At 59.5% G+C, this 20,317-nt stretch carries 19 protein-coding genes and 1 tRNA gene; 16 read left to right on the plus strand and 4 right to left on the minus strand.

The window, feature by feature from the left end:
* Positions 1-118 precede the first annotated feature (118 nt).
* The 8 genes from AC097W_RS17350 (at position 119) to greB (ending at position 9,034) form a co-directional block, all read left to right on the plus strand.
* Entirely contained in the window at positions 119-1,729 is a 1,611-nt protein-coding gene (locus tag AC097W_RS17350; RefSeq protein ID WP_479603886.1) for an acyl-CoA carboxylase subunit beta, read from the plus strand.
* Positions 1,730-1,777: 48 nt separating this feature from the next.
* Complete coding sequence (locus tag AC097W_RS17355) at positions 1,778-2,929, plus strand: acyl-CoA dehydrogenase family protein (protein ID WP_479603887.1); 1,152 nt, start codon at positions 1,778-1,780, stop codon at positions 2,927-2,929.
* Positions 2,930-2,952: 23 nt separating this feature from the next.
* On the plus strand, positions 2,953-3,771 hold the full coding sequence (locus AC097W_RS17360; RefSeq protein WP_479603888.1) for an enoyl-CoA hydratase/isomerase family protein: 819 nt from the start codon (positions 2,953-2,955) through the stop codon (positions 3,769-3,771).
* Entirely contained in the window at positions 3,768-5,732 is a 1,965-nt protein-coding gene (locus tag AC097W_RS17365) for an acetyl/propionyl/methylcrotonyl-CoA carboxylase subunit alpha (protein ID WP_479603889.1), read from the plus strand. Before AC097W_RS17360 ends, AC097W_RS17365 begins: the two co-directional genes overlap by 4 nt.
* Positions 5,729-6,604 (plus strand): beta-keto acid cleavage family enzyme, encoded by an 876-nt coding sequence (locus AC097W_RS17370; RefSeq protein ID WP_479603890.1) that lies wholly within the window; start codon positions 5,729-5,731, stop codon positions 6,602-6,604. Before AC097W_RS17365 ends, AC097W_RS17370 begins: the two co-directional genes overlap by 4 nt.
* A 5-nt stretch (positions 6,605-6,609) precedes the next feature.
* Positions 6,610-8,241: an FAD-dependent oxidoreductase gene (locus tag AC097W_RS17375; RefSeq protein ID WP_479603891.1), complete on the plus strand. Its 1,632-nt coding sequence runs from the start codon at positions 6,610-6,612 to the stop codon at positions 8,239-8,241.
* 55 nt (positions 8,242-8,296) lie between these two features.
* A tRNA-Arg gene (locus AC097W_RS17380) sits at positions 8,297-8,373 on the plus strand.
* A gap of 94 nt (positions 8,374-8,467) precedes the next feature.
* The gene (gene greB, locus AC097W_RS17385; protein ID WP_479603892.1) at positions 8,468-9,034 is read left to right on the plus strand and encodes a transcription elongation factor GreB; all 567 of its coding nucleotides are present in this window, start codon (positions 8,468-8,470) and stop codon (positions 9,032-9,034) included.
* On the opposite strand, the gene AC097W_RS17390 is transcribed toward greB, so the two are convergent.
* From AC097W_RS17390 to AC097W_RS17405, 4 genes are all read right to left on the minus strand, one after another.
* Entirely contained in the window at positions 9,031-11,310 is a 2,280-nt protein-coding gene (locus AC097W_RS17390) for a RelA/SpoT family protein (protein WP_479603893.1), read from the minus strand. The two genes, greB and AC097W_RS17390, sit on opposite strands and share 4 nt — an antisense overlap.
* 107 nt (positions 11,311-11,417) lie before the next feature.
* Entirely contained in the window at positions 11,418-11,621 is a 204-nt protein-coding gene (gene rpoZ / locus AC097W_RS17395) for a DNA-directed RNA polymerase subunit omega (RefSeq protein WP_479603894.1), read from the minus strand.
* Positions 11,622-11,637: 16 nt separating this feature from the next.
* Positions 11,638-12,258 carry a guanylate kinase gene (gmk, locus tag AC097W_RS17400; protein WP_479603895.1) on the minus strand — a complete coding sequence of 207 codons (621 nt, stop codon included), beginning with the start codon at positions 12,256-12,258 and terminating at the stop codon, positions 11,638-11,640.
* A gap of 48 nt (positions 12,259-12,306) precedes the next feature.
* Entirely contained in the window at positions 12,307-13,221 is a 915-nt protein-coding gene (locus tag AC097W_RS17405; protein WP_479603896.1) for a YicC/YloC family endoribonuclease, read from the minus strand.
* A 79-nt stretch (positions 13,222-13,300) separates the two neighbouring features.
* Between AC097W_RS17405 and AC097W_RS17410 the strand changes: the two genes are divergently transcribed.
* The 8 genes from AC097W_RS17410 (at position 13,301) to AC097W_RS17445 (ending at position 20,287) form a co-directional block, all read left to right on the plus strand.
* Positions 13,301-14,308, plus strand: a complete 1,008-nt coding sequence (locus AC097W_RS17410) for a serine/threonine protein kinase (RefSeq protein ID WP_479603897.1) — start codon at positions 13,301-13,303, stop codon at positions 14,306-14,308.
* Positions 14,305-15,219 (plus strand): PP2C family protein-serine/threonine phosphatase, encoded by a 915-nt coding sequence (locus AC097W_RS17415; RefSeq protein WP_479603898.1) that lies wholly within the window; start codon positions 14,305-14,307, stop codon positions 15,217-15,219. The genes AC097W_RS17410 and AC097W_RS17415 overlap by 4 nt, the downstream gene beginning before the upstream one ends.
* Positions 15,216-15,944 carry a ribonuclease PH gene (rph, locus tag AC097W_RS17420; protein WP_479603899.1) on the plus strand — a complete coding sequence of 243 codons (729 nt, stop codon included), beginning with the start codon at positions 15,216-15,218 and terminating at the stop codon, positions 15,942-15,944. Before AC097W_RS17415 ends, rph begins: the two co-directional genes overlap by 4 nt.
* Before the next feature lie 42 nt (positions 15,945-15,986).
* Positions 15,987-16,595: an RdgB/HAM1 family non-canonical purine NTP pyrophosphatase gene (gene rdgB, locus AC097W_RS17425; RefSeq protein WP_479603900.1), complete on the plus strand. Its 609-nt coding sequence runs from the start codon at positions 15,987-15,989 to the stop codon at positions 16,593-16,595.
* Positions 16,592-17,827 carry a radical SAM family heme chaperone HemW gene (gene hemW, locus AC097W_RS17430; RefSeq protein WP_479603901.1) on the plus strand — a complete coding sequence of 412 codons (1,236 nt, stop codon included), beginning with the start codon at positions 16,592-16,594 and terminating at the stop codon, positions 17,825-17,827. Before rdgB ends, hemW begins: the two co-directional genes overlap by 4 nt.
* Before the next feature lie 36 nt (positions 17,828-17,863).
* Positions 17,864-18,535 carry a CBS domain-containing protein gene (locus AC097W_RS17435; RefSeq protein WP_479603902.1) on the plus strand — a complete coding sequence of 224 codons (672 nt, stop codon included), beginning with the start codon at positions 17,864-17,866 and terminating at the stop codon, positions 18,533-18,535.
* 122 nt (positions 18,536-18,657) lie between these two features.
* Entirely contained in the window at positions 18,658-19,143 is a 486-nt protein-coding gene (locus AC097W_RS17440; RefSeq protein WP_479603903.1) for a hypothetical protein, read from the plus strand.
* Positions 19,144-19,414: 271 nt separating this feature from the next.
* Positions 19,415-20,287, plus strand: coding sequence for a D-alanyl-D-alanine carboxypeptidase family protein (locus AC097W_RS17445; protein ID WP_479603904.1), 873 nt, complete (start codon positions 19,415-19,417; stop codon positions 20,285-20,287).
* The last annotated feature ends 30 nt before the right edge of the window (positions 20,288-20,317 follow it).

The raw sequence follows: 20,317 nt of genomic DNA on the forward strand, positions 1-20,317 counted from the left end.
TGAATGCTATCAGCCTTCAGTAACGTAACTCTCAGTATAAACACCTATGCGACATTTGATTGACGTTAACGTAACCCTCGCTTCTAATACGGCAACTTCAATGCGAGGACCCGTTCTGATGCCTGCTATTCGCTCCAAGATCAACGCCAAGGCGGACACATTTGCCGCCAATGTCCTGCGTATGCAGGGCCTGCTCACCGAGGTGCAACGGCTTGAAGGCCTTGTTATCGCTGAATCCGAATCCAAACGCAGCAAGTTCGAGAAACGCAACCAGCTGCTGCCACGTGAACGCGTGGCGCGCCTGTTGGACCGTGGCACGCCATTCCTGGAGCTGAGCCGTCTGGCGGGCCTCAACATGCACGACGACGACGGCAAGAAGTCGGTGCTGGGCGGAGGCTCCATCATTGGCATCGGGGTGGTGGCGGGCAAGCGCTGTGTGATTTCCGTCAACGACAGTGCGGTCAAAGGCGGCACGGTCGCTCCCATGGGCCTGAAAAAAGGCCTGCGTGGCCAGCAAATTGCCCAGGAGAACAAGCTGCCTCTGATCTCCCTGGTGGAGAGCGGTGGCGCCAACCTCATGTACCAAAGCGAGATATTTATTGAAGGGGGTCGCAGTTTTGCCAATCAGGCACGCATGTCGGCCATGGGGCTGCCGCAAATCGCGGTGGTGCATGGCTCCAGTACAGCCGGTGGCGCGTATTTGCCGGGCTTGTCCGACTATGTGATTTTGGTGCGCGGGCGGTCCAATATTTTTCTCGCGGGCCCGCCCCTGGTCAAGGCCGCTATTGGCGAGGATTGCACGGAGGATGAGCTGGGTGGTGCAGAAACCCACGCGCAGGTTACGGGCCTGGGTGAATACCTGACCGAAGACGACGCCCACGCCATCGGCATGGCGCGCGAAGTGATGGACAAGCTGAAATGGGATGTCGCGCCTGCGGACCCGGCTTATGTCGCGCCTCTGTATGACGAGCAGGAGTTGATGGGCATCGTGCCCGCAGACGAGCGCGAGCCCTACGACGTGCGCGAGGTCATTGCCCGGCTGGTGGATGGCTCGGATTTTCTGGAGTTCAAAGCCAGCTATGCACCCGAGATGATGTGCGGTCACGCCCGGGTGCAGGGGCACCTGGTGGGCATTCTGGGCAACAACGGCCCGATTCAGCCGGCGGGCTCCACCAAGGCGGCGCAGTTCATCCAGTTGTGTGACCAGAGCGGCACGTCGCTGATCTTTTTGCAGAACACCACTGGCTACATGGTGGGTTCGGTGGCTGAGCGCAGCGGCGCCATCAAGCACGGCTCCAAGATGATTCAGGCGGTGGCCAACGCCCGTGTGCCCAAGTTCACCTTTGTGCTGGGCGGCTCGTATGGTGCGGGCAACTACGGCATGTGTGGTCGCGGGTTTGACCCACGCTTCATCTTTGCGTGGCCCACCGCGCGCACCGCGGTGATGGGCGGCGCGCAGGCGGCCAAGGTGATGGATATTGTCAATCGCGCCAAGATTGAGCGCATGGGTATGGAGGCCAATGAAGAAGCGCTGGCCGCCATGTCTGATGGTCTGCGCCAACGGCTGGACAAGGAGTCTGCCGCCCTGTTTGGCACCGCCCGCCTGTGGGACGACGGCATCATTGATCCGCGCGACACCCGCCGCATTCTGGGCTTGTGTCTGGCTCTGGCCGACGAGGCAGACAAACGCACGCTGCGCCCCAATACCTTTGGTGTAGCCCGTATGTAGACGCGCTGCTCACTTCATTCAAACCCCTCATTTGCACGAAAGACTCTCATGAAATTCACCCCTGAACACGAACAAATTTCTGACACGGTGCGCAAGTTTGTCATCAACGAAATCAACCCCCATCTGCCCGCGTGGGAGGCCGCGGGGCAGTTCCCTGCCCACCAGTTGTTCAAGAAGATGGGCGACCTGGGTTTGCTGGGCATCAAGTACCCCACCGAGTTTGGTGGCATGGGCCTGGACTTCAGCTACTCCATGGTGATGGCCGAGGCGCTGGGTGAATGCAACGCCGGCGGCGTGCCCATGGCCATTGGCGTGCAGACCGATATGTGCACCCCCGCACTGGCGCGCTTCGGCTCTGATACACTGCGCCACGAGTTTCTGGCACCGGCCATTGCGGGCGACATGGTGGGTTGCCTTGGCGTGAGCGAGGCCGGTGGCGGCTCCGACGTGGCAGCGCTCAAGACGACGGCGCGCAAAGACGGCAGCGACTACCTCATCACTGGCTCCAAGATGTGGATCACCAACGGCATGCAGGCTGACTGGTGCTGCCTGCTGGTCAACACCTCGGATGCCGCGCCCCACAAGAACAAGTCATTGATCATGGTGCGCATGGACAGCCCCGGCATTACCCGCCAGAAGATCGAGAAAATCGGCATGCACTCCAGTGACACCGCCCAGCTGTTTTTTGACAATGTGCGGGTGCCCCAGAAGAACCTGATTGGGCAGGAGGGCATGGGCTTCATGCTGCAGATGCTGCAGTTTCAGGAAGAACGCTTGTATGGTGCTGCGGGATGTCTGCGTTCGCTGGACCGCCTGATCGACCAGACCATCGACTACACCCGCCAGCGACAGACTTTTGGCAAGCCGATTCTGCACAACCAGGTGGTGCATTTCCGGCTGGCCGAGTTGCGCACCGAGGTGGAGGCCCTGCGTGCATTGACTTACCGTGCAGTGGAGTCGTATGTATCGGGCAAAGACGTCACCCGGCTGGCTTCCATGGCCAAACTCAAGTCGGGTCGCCTGAGCCGCGAGGTGGCTGACAGCTGCCTTCAGTACTGGGGCGGCATGGGCTTCACGGCGGACAACCCGATCTCGCAGTCATACCGCGATGGCCGTTTGATTTCCATCGGCGGTGGCGCCGACGAGATCATGCTGGGCATCATCTGCAAGTACGAAGGCACTTTGCCGGGCAAGGCGTGATGGCAGACATGATCAGTACTGCTATGAATTTAGTAGCTGTTCACGCAGAGCAGACGGGGGCTACACTGCAAATAACCTTGAATCGGCCCGAGTCGCGTAATGCCATGTCGCTACAAATGGTGGCCGAGCTGCGCCAGGTGTTGAAGGACGCAGAGGCCACGGCCGGGCAGGCGGGCGCGGTGCGTGTGGTGGTGTTGCGTGGCGCCGGTGGCCACTTCTGTGCGGGTGCCGACTTGAAAGACATGGCCGGGGCACGCATGCGTGCCATGCAGCGCGCCGAGGGTGAGCCTGACCCGATTGCGCAGGTCAATGCGGAGTTTGGCGAATTGTGCGTGGCCTATGCCCGCACGCCACTTGCCGTGGTGGCCGTGCTGGAAGGCACGGTGATGGGCGGCGGCTTTGGCCTGGCCTGTGTGGCCGATGTAGCCATTGCCAGCGAAACGGCGAACTTCCGGCTGCCGGAAACCTCCCTGGGCGTGGTGCCTGCGCAGATTGCACCGTTTTTGGTGGAACGCCTGGGCTATTCACAGGCCAAGCGGCTGGCGGTCACTGGTGGCCGTCTGGATGCAGCTGCCGCGTTGCATATGGGCCTGGTGCATGCGGTCGCCGGCACGGCTACGCTGCAAACCGTGCTGGACCGGACCTTGGCTGACATTCTTGCCTGCGCCCCCGGCGCACTGGCCGCTACCAAGGCGTTGATGGCCCAGGCCCGCCTGAGTGAAGCACAAGCGTTGGTGCAGCAAGCCGCTGCGATATTTTCCCGCGCTGCCCAGAGCCCCGAGGGGCTGGAAGGCATGAGTGCATTCATTCAAAAGCGCAAACCACAGTGGGCACCGCAATGACATTCTCCAAAATTCTGATCGCCAACCGGGGTGAAATCGCCTGCCGGGTCATCCGCACTGCCCGTGACTTGGGCTACCGCACGGTGGCTGTGTTCAGTGATGCGGATCGCGACGCACCGCATGTGGCGCTGGCCGATGAAGCGGTGCACATTGGCGCCTCGCCCGCAGCCGAGTCGTACTTGCGTGTGGACGCTTTGCTGGAGGCCGCGCGCAAAACCGGTGCTGATGCACTGCACCCGGGTTATGGCTTTTTGAGCGAAAACGCCGCGTTTGCGCAGGCGTGTGTGGACGCTGGACTGGTGTTCATTGGCCCGCCCGCAAGTGCCATTGAAGCGATGGGCGACAAGGCCCTGGCCAAGCGCCGCATGCTGGACGCCGGGGTGCCGTGTGCACCGGGCTATTTGGGTGCAGAGCAGGGTGATTCGGTCCTGATGGCCGAGGCCGAGAAGTTGGGCTACCCACTGCTCGTAAAAGCGGTAGCGGGTGGCGGAGGACGCGGCATGCGCCTGGTGCGTTCCACCGCCGAATTGCAACAAGGTATTGAAGGCGCACGCCGCGAAGCGACCAGTGCGTTTGGTGATGGCACGCTGATGCTGGAGCGCCTGATTGACAACGGCCGCCATATCGAGATTCAGGTGTTTGCCGATGCCCACGGCAACGCGGTGTATCTGGGCGAGCGCGATTGCACCGCCCAGCGCCGCCGCCAGAAAGTGATTGAAGAGGCGCCATCACCCGTGGTGACACCGCGCATGCGCGAGGCCATGGGCAAAGACGCCGTAGCGGCCGCGCTGGCGGTGGGTTACCGCGGTGCGGGCACGGTGGAATTCATTGTGGACGACAAGCTCAACCACTACTTCCTGGAGATGAACACCCGCCTGCAGGTGGAGCACCCGGTGACGGAGATGATCACCGGTTTCGACCTGGTGGAATGGCAGTTGCGCGTGGCGTCCGGCGAGCCCTTGCCTGCCAGACAGGCTGACATCACGCTCACCGGCCACGCCATCGAGGCCCGCCTGTATGTGGAAGATCCGTATGCGGGCTTCACACCGCAAACTGGCACCGTGCTGTGGTGGCAGCCCGCCAAAGCCTTGCACGCCGGTGTACGCATTGATGACGGTATCCGCCAGGGCAGCGTTATTTCTCCGTATTACGACCCCATGGTTGCCAAAATTATTGTGCACGGTCGTGACCGCGATGACGCCATCCGCCGGCTGCGCGCTGCGCTGGCCAACGCGCCCTTGCTGGGCTTGCGCAATAACGGTCGATTTTTGAGCGATCTGGTGGATCACCCGGCGTTTCGAAAAGCCGAGATGACCACCACCCTGATTGACCAGTGGATGGAGCAGGGCGAAGCCTTGCTGCAGGAACCCGCAGCCGATGACGACGTGTGGCGCGTGGCCGCTATGGCCCTGGCCATGCGCCACGGCAATAGCTGGCGGGCAGACAGCGTCGCTTCATTCGATTTGCTTTTGCAGTGCGGGGACATGGTGCGCAGCATTCGGGTACGCCCGGATCGCCACGGCGGTGTGACTTTGGCTCTGGACGGCACGGCAGCCCACGCCCGGGTATTGGCATTGGCGGACGGTGAATTGCGCTACGAAATTGAAAACGTGGTCCGTTCTGCGGTGGCAGTTCTCAACGGAGCCCATTTGCATTTGGCACTGGACGGGCGATCGTACGTGTTCTCGGAAGTGTCGCCCTTCCCGGATACCGACGCCTTGAAAGACGCCAGCCGTGCCCGCTCTCCGGTGGCCGGCAAGGTTACACAGGTATTGGCGACTGCGGGCACCTGCGTTCAAAACGGTCAGCAGATGGTGTGTGTGGAAGCCATGAAGATGGAAATGTGGCTCTGCGCCGAAGCCGCGGGAGTGGTGCAGGCGGTGCATGCCAAGGTAGGCGACCAGGTGGAAGCCGGAGCCCTGCTGGTTGAAATTGGATTGTCCCCAACAAAGGAAGCATGATGGAAAAAGCAATACTCACCTGCGCGCTGACAGGCGTGCTCACCAACCCCAAGCAGCACCCGGTTCCGGTCACCCCGGCACAAATGGCGGCCGAGGCGCGAGACGCATTCAATGCGGGAGCAAGCATCATGCACGTGCACATCCGCAACCAGGACGAGGGCATGGGGCAAATGCCTTCGTGGGACCCGGATGTGGCCGAGAGCGTAGTCAACGCCATTCGCGAAGCCTGTCCGGGCGTCATCATCAATCTGACGACCGGTGTGGTGGGTAAAGACATCTCCGGTCCGCTCAACTGCATCCGCCGGGTCAAGCCCGAAATCGCCGCTTGCAATGCAGGCAGTCTGAACTATTTGAAGATCAAGGAAGATGGCCAGTGGGCCTGGCCACCCATGGTGTTTGACAACCCCGTGGCCAAGATTCAACAGTTTCTGGATGTGATGCAGGAGTGCGGAACACACCCCGAGTTCGAGTGCTTTGATGTGGGGATTGTGCGCTCGGTGGGCATGTACATCAAGGCTGGTTTGCTCAAACCCGAGATGGGCCGCGCCGAGTACAACCTGGTGATGGGTGTGGCGTCCGGCATGCCGTGTGACGCCGATCTGCTGGCGCTTTTGCCGCAGTGGATGGCGCCCAACAGCGTCTGGCAAGCCACGCTGATCGGCCGCGCCGAAATCTGGCCCGTGCACCAGAAGACGGCCGACCTGGGTGGCATGTTGCGCACAGGTCTGGAAGACACCTTCTATTTGCCCAATGGTGACCGGGCCGGCGGTAACGGCGCCCTGATCACCCAGTTGGCCCAGTGCGCGCGCAACGCCGGGCGCGCCATTGCCAGCCCGCAAGAGGCCCGTGCCCTGCTAGGCCTGCGGCACTAACGCGCATGCACGCGCAGTCGCCAACCGGCGCGTTTGATTGGGACGTCATCATCGTTGGCAGCGGTTTTGGCGGCGCGGTCAGCGCACTGCGCATGTCCGAGAAGGGCTACCGCGTTCTGGTGGTGGAGCAGGGGCGCCACATCAGCCCGCAAGACATAGATGCGGCAGCACAGGACGCCAAGCACCTGCTGCGCATGCCCGCCCTGGGCTTGCGCCAGGGCTTCTTTGCCCAGGAGGTCTACCGCCATGTGAGCTTGGTGCGTGGAATCGCCGTGGGTGGTGGCAGTGTGGTGTGGGCGGCGGTGATGCTGGAGCCCAAACAGGCGTTTTATGACGATGTAGCCTGGAAGCGCTTACCCGCGCGTGACTGGCGCGAAGAGTTGAAGCCGCATTACCAGACCGCCAGTCGCATGCTGGGCTTGGCGCTCAATCCACGCCATACGCTGCAGGATGATTGGCTGCAGGAAACGGCGCGCCAGTGCGGTGCACAGGACAGTTTCGGTGCGGTAACGCAGGCTATCTATTTCGGCCCTCACCAGACCGACAATCCCGATCCGTTTTTTGACGGCAAAGGCCCGAGTCGGCGCGGTTGCGTGTTTTGCGCCCGCTGTGCCACCGGCTGCGCGCAGGGCGCAAAAAACTCACTCGACAAGAATTATCTGCATTTGGCACAAAACCTCGGGGTGCAGATTCTGGCCGAGCGCAAAGTGCAGCGCATCGTTCCACTCGACGGTGGACAAGGGGGCTACCAGGTGATTCTGGAGCACCCGTGGGATGTCAGTCAGCCCACAGAGACGCTAACGGCCCGCAAGGTGATTGTGGCCGCAGGTGTGGTCGGTACGCTGGAACTGTTGCTGGCTTGCCGGGACCGCTATGCCTGCCTGCCCGCGCTGTCGCCAGTTTTAGGGCTGCATGTGCGCACCAACAGCGAGAGCATCCTGCCCATCACTTCGCGTGATCCCAAGGCCGATGTGAGTGATGGGGCGACCATTTCTTCGCATTTTTTTGTGGGTGAGTCCCACATCACACAAAACCGGTTTTCGCCCTCGCATCGGGTTCTCCGTTGGCAGACCGGGCCGCTCGTCAGTGACCCGGTGCCCTGGCGACGTGCGCTCAAAACCCTGTGGCAGTTTGTGTCCCATCCACTGGATTCCACCCTGTGCATGCGGGCCGGACGCCAGTGGTCGGCTCGCACGTCTCTGCTCACCGTGATGCAGACGGCCGACAACCAGCTGAGCTTTGACTATGGGCGCAGTGCGCTGCGTGGCTTTCGTTGGAGCTTGCGTTCGAAACTGCCACTGAATGAAGTGCGGGCTCCCGCGTATCTGCCGCAGGCCAATCACGTTGCGCAGGTATTTGCCCAAGTGAGTGGAGGGGTGCCCGGCAATGCGCTGCTGGAGTCGCTTGGCAACGCGTCCATGACAGCCCATGTGCTGGGTGGCTGCGTCATGGGTGGGGCGGTAGCCGATGGCGTGATTGACGAACGCCACGAGGTGTTTGGTTACCCGGGCTTGTTTGTGGTCGACGCATCGGCCATTCCGGCCAATGTGGGGGTGAATCCCAGCCTGACCATTACCGCCATGGCCGAGCGCGCCATGGCATGCATGCCCCGTCGGGACGATCAGCAGTTTGTTTGACCGTGCACTACAAATTCCGAGATCCGGAAAATGTTCTGCTATACTTCGAGGCTTAGCGGCTGTAGCTCAGTTGGATAGAGTACTTGGCTACGAACCAAGGGGTCGTGGGTTCAATTCCTGCCAGCCGCACCAAAAAGTAAAGGCCTGTGACTGTAAAGTTACAGGCCTTTTTCTTGTCCAGGTTTCTTAGGGTGTTCCCAGCAAGCAGTTTCATGCACTTTATTCCATGAGCAAGGCTTTCACCAAAGAGTCGTCTGACGCAGATGACTCAGACGACGACCTGCAGTTGCCTCCCATTCCTTCTGGCGGCAAAAACTACATCACCCCCCAAGGCTACGCCACCCTGCGCAGCGAACTGCTGGACCTGATGGACAACGAGCGTCCTAAGGTGGTGGAGGCAGTGTTCTGGGCGGCCAGCAATGGCGACCGGTCAGAAAATGGCGACTACCTGTATGGGAAAAAGCGCCTGCGTGAAATTGACCGCCGAATCCGCTTTTTGACCAAGCGCATGGAGATTGCCGAGATCGTTAACCCATCGGTTCATTTTGGCAATGACCAGATTTTCTTTGGCGCGACGGTGACCTATGCAGATGAAGCCGGGCTGGAGCGCACGGTCACCATTACCGGCATTGATGAAGCCAACAGCGGACAGGGCGACGTCAGCTGGATATCGCCCATTGCGCGTACCCTGCTTAAATCCCGTGTGGGCGACATGCTCAAACTGGTGATGCCGGAACGGGTGGAAGAGATCGAAGTACTCAAGGTAAGTTACCCCGCTCCCCACGTCGCTTAACCTGGCGATGGCACTTTGCTGCGCGCCGCACGCAGCACTGATGCGGTTCGGTTGAGGTTGCGCAGTGCCACCTCCAGGTGACTGGTGTCGCGCACGGCCACCACAAACCGCAAATCGGTTGTGTCTTGCGCGGCCTCCTGGCCCATGTCGATGTGAATGATGTCTGCCTCTGCCGCGGCCAGTGCAGCCGCCACTTTGGCAAGCACGCCCTTGCCATTGTTAACCGTGACCACAACGCCGGTCTCAAACGCCCGGATGGGTTCATCCGCCCAGTCCACACCAATGAAACGCTCACTGTCTTTGTGCTGCAGTTTTTTCGCAACCGGGCAATCTGCAATGTGCACCACAAGACCTTCGCCGCGCCCGAGATAACCCACAATGGCGTCCCCCGGTATGGGGCGGCAGCAATGCGCAAATTGCACCGAGGCATTTTCACTGCCATCCAGCGTGATGGAGCCTTGGGCAGCCGTTTCATGCGCCGTGAACCGCTCCCGCGTCAACAACAGGGCATCGGGGTGCTGACCTTTTTCAGCCAGCAGAAGCACCAGACGTTTGGCGACGATGTTGGCAATGCGTTTGCCCAGGCCGATGTCCGTCAGCAGTTCCTGTCGGCTTTTATTGCCGGTAAAGCGCAGCAGTTTTTCCCAAATGGGCTCGTAGGCCGGATCATCGTCAGGGAAGCGCTCAATGCCCTCGCCACGCAAGGCCTGGGACAACAGCTTTTCGCCCAGTTCCTGCGACTCGGTGTGCGCCAAAGTTTTCAGGTGCTGGCGAATTTTTGACCGCGCGCGCCCGGTCCGCACAAACCCCAGCCAAGCGGGGTTAGGTGTGGAAACAGGTGCCGTTACCACTTCAACGACATCCCCGTTTTTAAGCTCTGTCCTAAGGGGGACCTGCTCCCCATTGATGCGGGCCCCCATGGTCCGGTCCCCAATGTTGCTGTGGATCGCGTATGCAAAATCGACCACCGTGGCACCCCGGGGCAACGCCATGATCTGGCTCTTGGGGGTGAACACGTAGACCGCATCGGGAAAAAGATCGACCTTGACGTGGTCCCAAAACTCCGCGGCATCACGGGTTTCATCCTGAATATCCAGCAGTGACTGCAGCCATTGGCTGCCCAGTCGGTCGGACGACGCCTCATCCGGGTTCTTGACCTTGTACAGCCAATGCGCAGCCACACCCGACTCGGCCACAATGTGCATGGCTTCGGTGCGCATCTGGAATTCCACATTCACGCCTGAGGGCCCCACCAAGGTCGTGTGCAGGGATTGATAGCCGTTCAGTTTGGGTATGGCAATGTGGTCTTTGAACTTGCCCGGCAAGGGTTTGTAGAGCTGATGCAGCATCCCAAGCGCGGTATAGCAGTCGATCACCTGAGGCACCAACACCCGAAATCCGTAAATATCGGTCACCTGGGCGAAGCTGAGGTTCTTTGTGTCCATTTTTTTGTAAATGGAATACAGCGATTTCTCTCGTCCGGCAATGCGCACCACCATGCCGGCTGCGGCAAATGTCGCTTCGACTTCTTTTTGAACTTTCTGGATCAGATCGCGACGGCGGCTGCGCGCCTTGGCAACCGCCTTCGTGAGAACCGCATAGCGCCAGGGGCGCAGATGGCGAAAGGACAGGTCCTGAAGTTCCCGGTAAGTCTGATTCAGCCCCAGCCTGTGGGCAATGGGAGCGTAAATATCCTGCGTCTCTGTTGCAATGCGGCCCCATTTGCTCTTGGGCACATCGGAGAGGGTGCGCATATTGTGGGTGCGATCGGCCAGCTTGATGAGGATGACCCTGACATCGCGTGCCATCGCCAGCAGCATTTTTCGGAACGACTCCGCCTGGTTTTCCTCTCGCGTGTTGAATTGCAGTTTGTCGAGTTTGGTGAGTCCGTCCACCAGCTCGGCCACCGGGGATCCAAACTTCTCAATGAGCTCAGCTTTGGTAACGCCGCAGTCTTCCAGTGCATCGTGCAGCAGGGCCGCCATCAGGGCTTGCGCATCGAGCTTCCAGTCGGCGCACTGGGCCGCCACCGCGATGGGATGGGTGATATAGGGCTCACCGTTGTTGCGCAGCTGCCCCAAGTGGGCGCCATCCGCGAAACGATAGGCAAGGCGAACCTGCTCGAGGTCTGTGGGGGAAAGGTAATCTAGCTTGGCCGTTAGACCGGCAAAGCTGGCGGCGGCTGCGTTGACGGCTGCAGGATGGGGCGCATCAATCCGGACGCCACCCGTTAGGGGGCTATCTCGGTTTGGTGTGAGTTTGAGTGGGGTGCCCATGTCTTAAATGTAGCGCGCTAGCGAAAAATTGGCGGCACTGCGCAGGAAAAGGCCCAAAAAGGGCAAAAAAAAGCACCGCGAACGGTGCCTGTCTGGAACGTCGGTTCTTAGAGGGGGACTTTTTTCAGCATTTCAATACCGACCTTACCTGCTGCAATTTCACGCAAGGCGGTGACGCACGCCTTGTTTTTGCTTTCGATTTTTGGTGTGTGCCCCTGATTGATCATGCGGGCACGATAGGTTGCGGCCAATACCAATTGGAAGCGGTTGGGGATCTGCACCAGGCAGTCTTCGACAGTAATACGGGCCATGAAATTCTCCAGAGGACTAAGGGATATGCAACGCTTGGAATGTTTCGGCTCGGGCGCGGCGCTGCGCTGCAAATTTGAGCCGCTGGGAGTGAACAATGGCTTTCAGATCGAAGAGCGCACGGTCAAACAGCTCGTTGATTATAACGAAATCGAATTTGTCGACCTGTGCGACTTCAATCGCGGCGTTTTTCATGCGCACATCAATGACCTCGGGCGCATCTTCGCCACGGCGCTCAAGCCGCGAGCGCAGTTCTTCCCAGCTGGGAGGAAGGATGAAAATCGAAATTGCATTGGAGAAAATGTGCTTGATCTGGATGGCGCCCTGGAAGTCAATTTCCAGAATCACGTCTGCACCCTGGGACATGCGCTCTTCAATGGCTTTTTTGGATGTTCCATAACGGTGGTTGTGCACAAAGGCCCATTCAACAAACCCGTCTGCGGCCACCATGGCGTCAAACTCCTGCTCGGAGACGAAAAAATACTCGCGACCATGCTTTTCCTGGCCGCGGGGCGGGCGCGTGGTGTGCGAGACGGAGGGCTGCACGTGGGAGTCGAGCTCCAGCAGGGCTTTGACCAGGCTGGATTTTCCGGCCCCGCTGGGGGCGGCTACGACAAAGAGGTTCCCGGGGTAATCCATAGAAGTTGGCTCCAAAATGCGCTCTTGGAGGCGAGTGCTGAGGTCGCCCTATTCTATGTTCTGAACCTGCTCGCGCATTTGCTCGATCAAGACCTTCATGTCGACCGATATGTGGGTGAGCTCCAGCGCGGCAGATTTCGAACCGAGCGTGTTGGCCTCCCGGTGCAACTCCTGAATCAGGAAGTCCAGCCGCTTGCCGATCTCTCCGCCTTTGTTGATGAGGCGTTCGATTTCTTCCAGATGGGAACTCAGACGCGTGATTTCTTCGGCCACGTCAATACGGATCGCAAAGGCGGTGGCTTCGGTCAGCGCACGGTCTTGCGCTGCCTCAGGCAACGTGGCTCCATCGGTCAGGGCCATGGCATCCTTCCAGCGGGCCATAAAGCGAAGGCGCTGTTGCTCCACCAGTTGAGGAATCAGCGGTACCGCTTGTTGTGCCAGCGTTCGCAACTGGGCAATGTGGTCCAGCAGCATGGTAGACAGGCGGCTGCCTTCGCGTTGGCGGGCGCTAAGGAGCGCCTTGAGTGCTTTTTCGGCCAGAGGCAGCACATCAGCACTCCAGTCGCGCGAACCGGTTTGCTCGGCCGCGGACAGGCGGATCACATCCGCCACGCTCAGCGCCGCAGCGGTGGGGAGCCAGGCCTTGACGTTGTCTTGCACCGCATTGAGGCGTTGCAGCATTCGGGGCGTGGGGTCGGGAACGCCTGTTGCGGCTGCGATTTCAATAGAGGCCCGCACTTCAACTTTGCCGCGCTTGAGTCGGCCAACGATCAGATCACGCAGCACCGGCTCGAACTGGCGCAAATCCTCCGGAAGCTTGAAGGACAGATCCAGAAAGCGGCTGTTGACGGAGCGGATCTCCAGGCCAAGCTGGCCCGCAGGGCTTTTGGCTTCGATTTCTGGAGTGTTTGAGGCTGTGCTGTGCTGTGCACTGGCATAGCCAGTCATGCTGTAAACTGGCATTGCGATTTCTCAAGATATGGGAACGACCGCAAGAATAACCCGGTTCAGACGGATCAGACGCGCTTTCAATTCTTAATTTATGTCGAAAGTCAAACCCGCACCATTGCCACCTGACACCATGATTGGTGGTTACCGCGTCATTCGCAAAGTGGCGGCGGGCGGGTTTGGGTTGGTATATCTCGCACTGGACGCCGAGGGCCAGCAGGTCGCGGTTAAAGAGTACCTTCCCTCGTCATTGGCCACGCGTGCTCCAGGCGCTTTGCTGCCACAGGTACAACCCGAAAAGCTATCGCTTTACCGGTTGGGTCTGAAGAGTTTTTTTGAAGAGGGACGCTCGCTGGCGCAAATCTCGCACCCGTCGGTGGTGAGCGTGCTGAATTTTTTTCGTGAAAACGAAACCGTCTACATGGTGATGAATTACCTGGAGGGCGCAGCCCTGCAGGATTTCATCGTGACCGCCCGGGACCTCAAGCAGAGCAAAGTGTTCCGTGAGTCCACCATTCGCTCCCTTTTTGATGAAATACTGCGCGGCTTGCGCATCGTGCACCAGCACAAAATGCTGCATCTGGACATCAAGCCCGCCAACATCTTCATTACCGACGACAACAAGTCCGTGTTGATCGACTTTGGTGCTGCGCGTGAAGTGCTGAGCAAAGAGGGTAATTTCATCCGCCCCATGTACACCCCCGGCTTTGCCGCGCCCGAGATGTATCGGCGTGATGCCTCCATGGGGCCGTGGACAGACATCTACGCGATTGGTGCCTGTATCTACGCGTGTATGCAGGGTTTTCCGCCCAACGAGGCACCGCAGCGTCTTGAAAAAGACCGCATAGCGGTTGCCCTGGCCCGTTTGCGCGGTGTTTACTCCGACAACCTGATTGAAGTGGTGGAGTGGTGCATGTCGCTGGACCCGCTTTCGCGGCCGCAGTCGGTCTTTGCACTGCAAAAAGAACTCAGTCGCGAAGGCGAGCGCCGCTACACCAAGCTCAGTGTCACTGAGAAGGTGCGCATGCAATTTGACACCATGGTCGCGGACACGAAAAAATCGGTGCAGGCCGCGACCAATGTGGGTGCTAAACTCAAATGAAATTTTCTGTCTTTCAGATGAGCCGCAAAGGCGGTCGTGAAAAGAATGAAGACCGCATGGGGTACTGCTACACCAAGGCGTCTGGTATTTTTCTTCTGGCCGACGGCATGGGCGGGCATCCTGAAGGCGAAGTAGCTGCCCAGTTGGCTCTGCAGGTCATTTCTGCGCTGTACCAGAAAGAAGCGACGCCGGAAATTGAAGACGTCCACGCTTTCTTGAATATGGCTCTATTGGCCGCTCATCGCCACATCCTGCGCTACGCCACAGAAAAGGGGCTGGTAGATACGCCGCGGACCACTTTGGTGGCTGCCATCGTGCAGGGCGGGGTGGCTAATTGGGTGCACTGTGGTGATTCACGCCTGTACTTTGTGCGCAATGGTGAACTGCTGGCCCGTACCCGGGACCATTCCTATCTGGAGCAAAACCAGGGGGAGCGCCAGCCCGCGCAATTGCCCGCCAACTTCAACCGCAACGTGTTGTACACGTGCCTGGGCTCTCCCGCCAAGCCGGTGTTTGACATCACAGGTCCGGTGCCGCTGCAGCAGGGCGACCGGATTCTTTTGTGCTCGGATGGCCTGTGGGGCAGTCTGGATGACCCCGAAATCGTCTTTCAGCTGGGCCAGAAGCCAGTGACCGCCGCTGTGCCTGAACTGGTGGAGCGCGCGCTCCTCAAGGCCGGTGTGCGCAGTGACAACGTGACGCTTATTGCCATGGAGTGGGAAACCCCCGACACGTTTCAATCCACCCGTGGCGCCATCTCGACCGATGACATTGAGGACGGCGTTTTCGCGTCCACCGTGCAGGCCGGCTGGCTGGACTCCACGATTGATGATCTGGACGATGAGGCGATTGAGCGTTCCATCGCCGAAATCAACGAAGCCATCCGGCGCTCATCGGCCCGCAGAGCGTGACCGCGTTCGTCCGAAGCAGTGCGCGTGCTGCAAACGAATTGCGCCCCGTGCGCATCACCCGCGGGTACACCATGCACGCGGAAGGTTCTGTGCTGATCGAATTCGGTGCGACCAAAGTGCTGTGCACGGCGTCCGTTGAAGAAAAAGTGCCACCTCACAAGCGTGGGAGCGGTGAGGGCTGGGTCACGGCCGAGTACGGCATGTTGCCCCGTGCGACCCATTCCCGCAACGACCGTGAGGCGGCACGGGGCAAGCAGAGCGGCCGCACACAAGAGATACAGCGATTGATTGGCCGTTCCATGCGCGCCGTTTTTGACTTGAAGAAGCTCGGTGAACGCACGATCCAGCTCGATTGCGATGTGTTGCAGGCCGATGGCGGAACGCGTACCGCTGCCATTACCGGTGCTTTTGTCGCGGCCCAAGACGCTATCAATGGCTTGCTGGCTGCAGGCAAGATTACCGAGTCGCCCATCGTCGCTTCCGTGGCCGCCATCTCGGTGGGCATCGTGCAGGGCATGCCGCTGCTGGATCTGGAATACACCGAAGACGCAGCCTGCGACACCGACATGAACGTGGTGATGACGGGCGCGGGACATTTTGTGGAAGTGCAGGGCACAGCGGAGGGCCTGGCTTTCTCGCGTACGGAGATGGACAGCCTGATCACGCTGGCTGAAAAGGGCATCGCCGACTTGATGGTTTTACAGCAACAGGCGCTATCAAAATAGTAGCTGCTTGCGCATATTGTGCGGGGGCTACAGGCATATTTCATGAAAATTGTTCTTGCATCCAACAACCAGGGCAAACTTGCCGAGTTGCAGGCCATGTTTGCACCGTTGGGTTGCATACTGGTACCCCAGGGCGATCTGGGCGTGCCCGAAGCGCCTGAGCCCCACCGCACTTTTGTAGAAAACGCGCTTGCCAAAGCCCGCAATGCTGCCCAACACACCGGTCTGCCCGCGCTGGCCGACGACGCCGGTTTGTGTGTGGATGCTTTTGGTGGATTGCCTGGCGTCGATACCGCCTACTATGCAACCCAGTTTGGGTATGAAAAGGGTGATGCAAACAATGTACGTGCCCTGCTGGAGCAGATGCGCTCTATTGAAAACCGGCGCGCAGCGCTGGTCAGCACGCTGGTCGCTGTGCGCACGCCAGACGACCCGGAGCCGCTGATTGCCGTGGGGCGCGTCGTGGGGCAGATTGCACAGGAGCCGGTAGGTTCCAACGGCTTTGGGTTTGATCCAGTCATGTGGATCCCCGAGTTTGGGCAAACATTCGCCCAGCTATCCACCGAGGTCAAAAATGCCAACAGCCACCGCGGGCGCTCGGCGCAAGCCATGGCCGCGTTGATCCGGGATCGCTGGTTGGCTTCACCATGATTCCCATTGTTCCGGTAGGTGAAGGTAGTCCTGCCACGCAGCAGGACGTTACGCACTACATGCGCCCCGGCACGCTGCAACTGGCCGCGCTTCCACCCCTGTCCTTGTATGTGCACCTGCCTTGGTGCCTGAAGAAGTGCCCCTATTGCGACTTCAACTCGCACGACATACGGGGGCAAGACCTGCCCGAGCAGCGTTATGTCGATGCACTGCTGGCCGACCTGGAAGCCGCATTGCCGCTCATCTGGGGCCGCACGATCCACAGCATTTTTATTGGCGGCGGGACACCCAGCCTGTTCGCTCCCGCCACCATTGACCGCATGCTGGGCGATATCCGGGCGCGCCTGCGGTTGGAGGCAGATTGCGAAATCACGCTCGAAGCGAACCCCGGCACGTTTGAGAAAGACCGCTTTCGTGCTTACCGCCAGGCGGGGGTCACCCGGCTGTCCGTGGGCGTGCAAAGTTTCAATGATGTGCATCTGGCTGCGTTAGGTCGCGTGCATGACCGTGCCCAGGCTCTGGCCGCCGTGAATGAGGCGGCGCAGTCGTTTGACACCTTCAACCTGGACATCATGTACGCCTTGCCGGGCCAAACGATGGAGCAGGTGGGCGAGGATATAGCCACGGCGCTGCAATTTAAGCCGCCACACATTTCCATTTACCACCTCACGATTGAGCCCAACACCTACTTCGCAAAGTTTCCGCCAGTTATCCCGGAGGACGACACGGCCTACGCCATGCTCGACCACATTACGGAGTTGACGGGTGTGGCCGGACTGGACCGCTACGAGGTGTCGGCTTATGCGCGCGAGGGGCATCGCAGCCGGCACAACCTCAACTACTGGCAGTTTGGTGATTACCTGGGTATCGGGGCGGGAGCCCATAGCAAGCTCAGCTTCGCACACCGGGTGGTACGCCAAGTGCGCTTTCGGGAGCCACGGTTGTACATGGACAACGCCCTCGCAGGCAACGCGCTTGCGCAATCTGAAGAGGTTAGTCGTGCGGATTTGCCTTTTGAGTTCATGCTCAACGCACTGCGTTTGCGCAATGGTTTTGGCTTGCGGGATTTCACCGAGCGCACCGGCTTGGCAATGACTGCCATTGAAGCGGCCTTGACGCAGGCCGAGCGCAAGGGTTTGATTGAACGCGATTTTGCCCGTGTGCGGCCGACGCAGCGCGGCTTTGATTTTCTGAGTGACTTGCAGGCGCTTTTCCTGTCCAATGCGGGCTAAGCGGCGTGCCGTTGGCGCGCGAAAGGGGACGACGCAGTGTTCTCGGTATATGGCAAGGTAGGGCGCATCTTCAGGGGTTCCATGGAAGAGCTGCGTCACGTGGGCCCGGTGTCCGCCGTGACCCGCTCCCGCGCGGTTGCCCCCATCGGGCTTGACCCCAACGACCAGAATCCTTCACGTTTCACGGATCTGGTACCGCAGCTCCCAACCGACGTCGCGCACCGCACGGCCCTGGCGGCTTACGCGCAGACCGGCAACACCGGCCAGCCACGGCATCTGCTCACGCGAGTGGATGCCATCATGAGCAGCCCGGTTATCACTATTGCAGACACTTTTACAGTGGAAGAAGCCTGGCAGGTGCTGGCCCAGCAACACCTGGGGCAAGCGCCGGTTGTCGATTCAGACGGCATGTTGGTGGGCCTGCTCTCGCGTGCGGACCTGATGCGGCCTGAGCGGCTACCCGGCCCCGAAAGCCACGCACTGGTGTGGCGTGCCCTGTTGATGCAAAGCGTGGCAGAGATCATGTGGACACCCGTACCCAGTGTGGCGGCAGATACCGACATTCGGCGCGTGGCGCGTGTCCTGCTGGATACCGGTTTGCCCGGCTTGCCCGTGGTGGATGACCACGGACGGGTGACTGGTTTTGTGTCGCGCTCGGATATTTTGCGCGCCGTGGTGGCAGACCCGCCGCTGGATTTGTGGATCTGACGCGCAACGGGCATCAATAGTCTGACGTCACTAATTTGGATCTGTGGGGCAAAAAAGTTCACACGTCATTTGGTTTTTGCTCAATAATTGCTGCACTGCAACATTTTTTAAAGGACCTCCACATGTTCAAAAATACTCCATTCGAAGCCATCGCCAAATCCATGACGGAAGGCGCTCCAAAGTTCGATATCACCTCCATGCAAGACGCAATGAAGCCCATGCAAGACAACATGAAGCAATGGGGTGATCTGGCTCAAAAGCAGGTTCAAGCCGCGCAAGCTGCTCTGGTTGAGAGCGTTGAGGCACTCAAGAGCATCAAAGAACCCCAAGCGGCTTTTGAGGCCATGAAGGCCTCTGCCGAAAACGGCATTGCGGTTGCCACCAAGAATCTCAAAGAAGTCACCGCTTTGAGCGTGTCGCAATTCAAATCTGGCATTGACAGCCTTGAGAAGGCGCATCCAGCACCAGAAGCATTTGCCAGCGTTGGAGCCAACCTGAAGGCCGCAGCCTCCACCATGGAAAACGCCATGGAGTCCGCAATGAAGAATGGTGCAGCTGCAGTGGCTTCCGCCACTCCTGCCGCTGCCAAGAAATCACGCGCAGCTTAAGCGGGTACGGTACGGTAAGTGAACCGATTGCTTCTGCAAGGCAATCGGGGTTGCACCATCCAACCGATGCGAGGTGCACCCTAGTGACTTGCCTACAAAAAAACCCAGCCTTGGCGCTGGGTTTTTTTGTGCCCGCGCTCCGGCATGCAGGAAGCCGCAAGTAGCCCGCAGAGCAAACTTCCGTCGAAGTGTTTCTTTACTTTCAAAGCCTGCCTCAGACTGCAGTAGTCGCCGTAAAATCAGGCCTCGTTGATGTATCGGCCTCCATTGCATGAAACTAAAAATAACATTTGCCGCCTTTTTATGTGTAGCCACCGTATTTTTGCCTGCCATGGCGGGCACTCTGCAGCTTCACTCGGAATACGCCATGGTCGTAGACCGGGCAACCGGCGCCACTCTGTATGAGAAGTCGTCTACCTCTTCAGCTCCCATCGCTTCCGTCACCAAACTGATGACTGCAATGGTTTCACTGGACCAAAAGCTCAATCCCTCAGAGATGTTGACCATCACGGACGATGATGTTGACAACGTGAAGCACTCCAGTTCAAGACTTCGCGTTGGCTCCCAGCTGACCCGAGGCGAAATGCTGCGCGTGGCACTGATGTCGTCGGAGAATCGCGCAGCCCATGCGCTTGCACGCACTTCGCCTGGCGGTATGAGCGGATTTGTGGCGGCCATGAATCGTAAAGCCCTGGAATTTGGAATGACCGGGACGCACTACGTTGACCCAACCGGACTGTCACCTGAAAACATGTCCACCGCTGCTGACTTGGGCCGGCTTGCACGGCGAGTCTCTGGCTACCCAACCATCACCGACTACACAACCACTGCCGGAAAGACCGTGGCTGTGGGGTCTCATCTGCAGTCGTTTCACAACACAAATCCCGCGGTTGGAAAGAAGGGCTGGGAGTTCTGGCTATCGAAGACCGGCTTTATCAACGAAGCGGGCCGCTGCCTTGTTGCTGGGATTACGACCGCTGGTCGGGATGTGGTCGTGGTGTTAATGGGGGCTAAGTCTTCCGGCGCGCGCTCTCAGGACCTCGCGCATGTGAAGGCGTGGACAACCGGCGAACCTGAATCGGCCCGTCAGGTATCGCGGATGCACACGGCTGCGAGGCACAAGACTGTCATTGCCATCCGGTAGTCTCAGAGCCATTGTCTTCCTTGGGAATTG

It is taken from the genome of Rhodoferax sp. GT1R46, assembly GCF_056521285.1.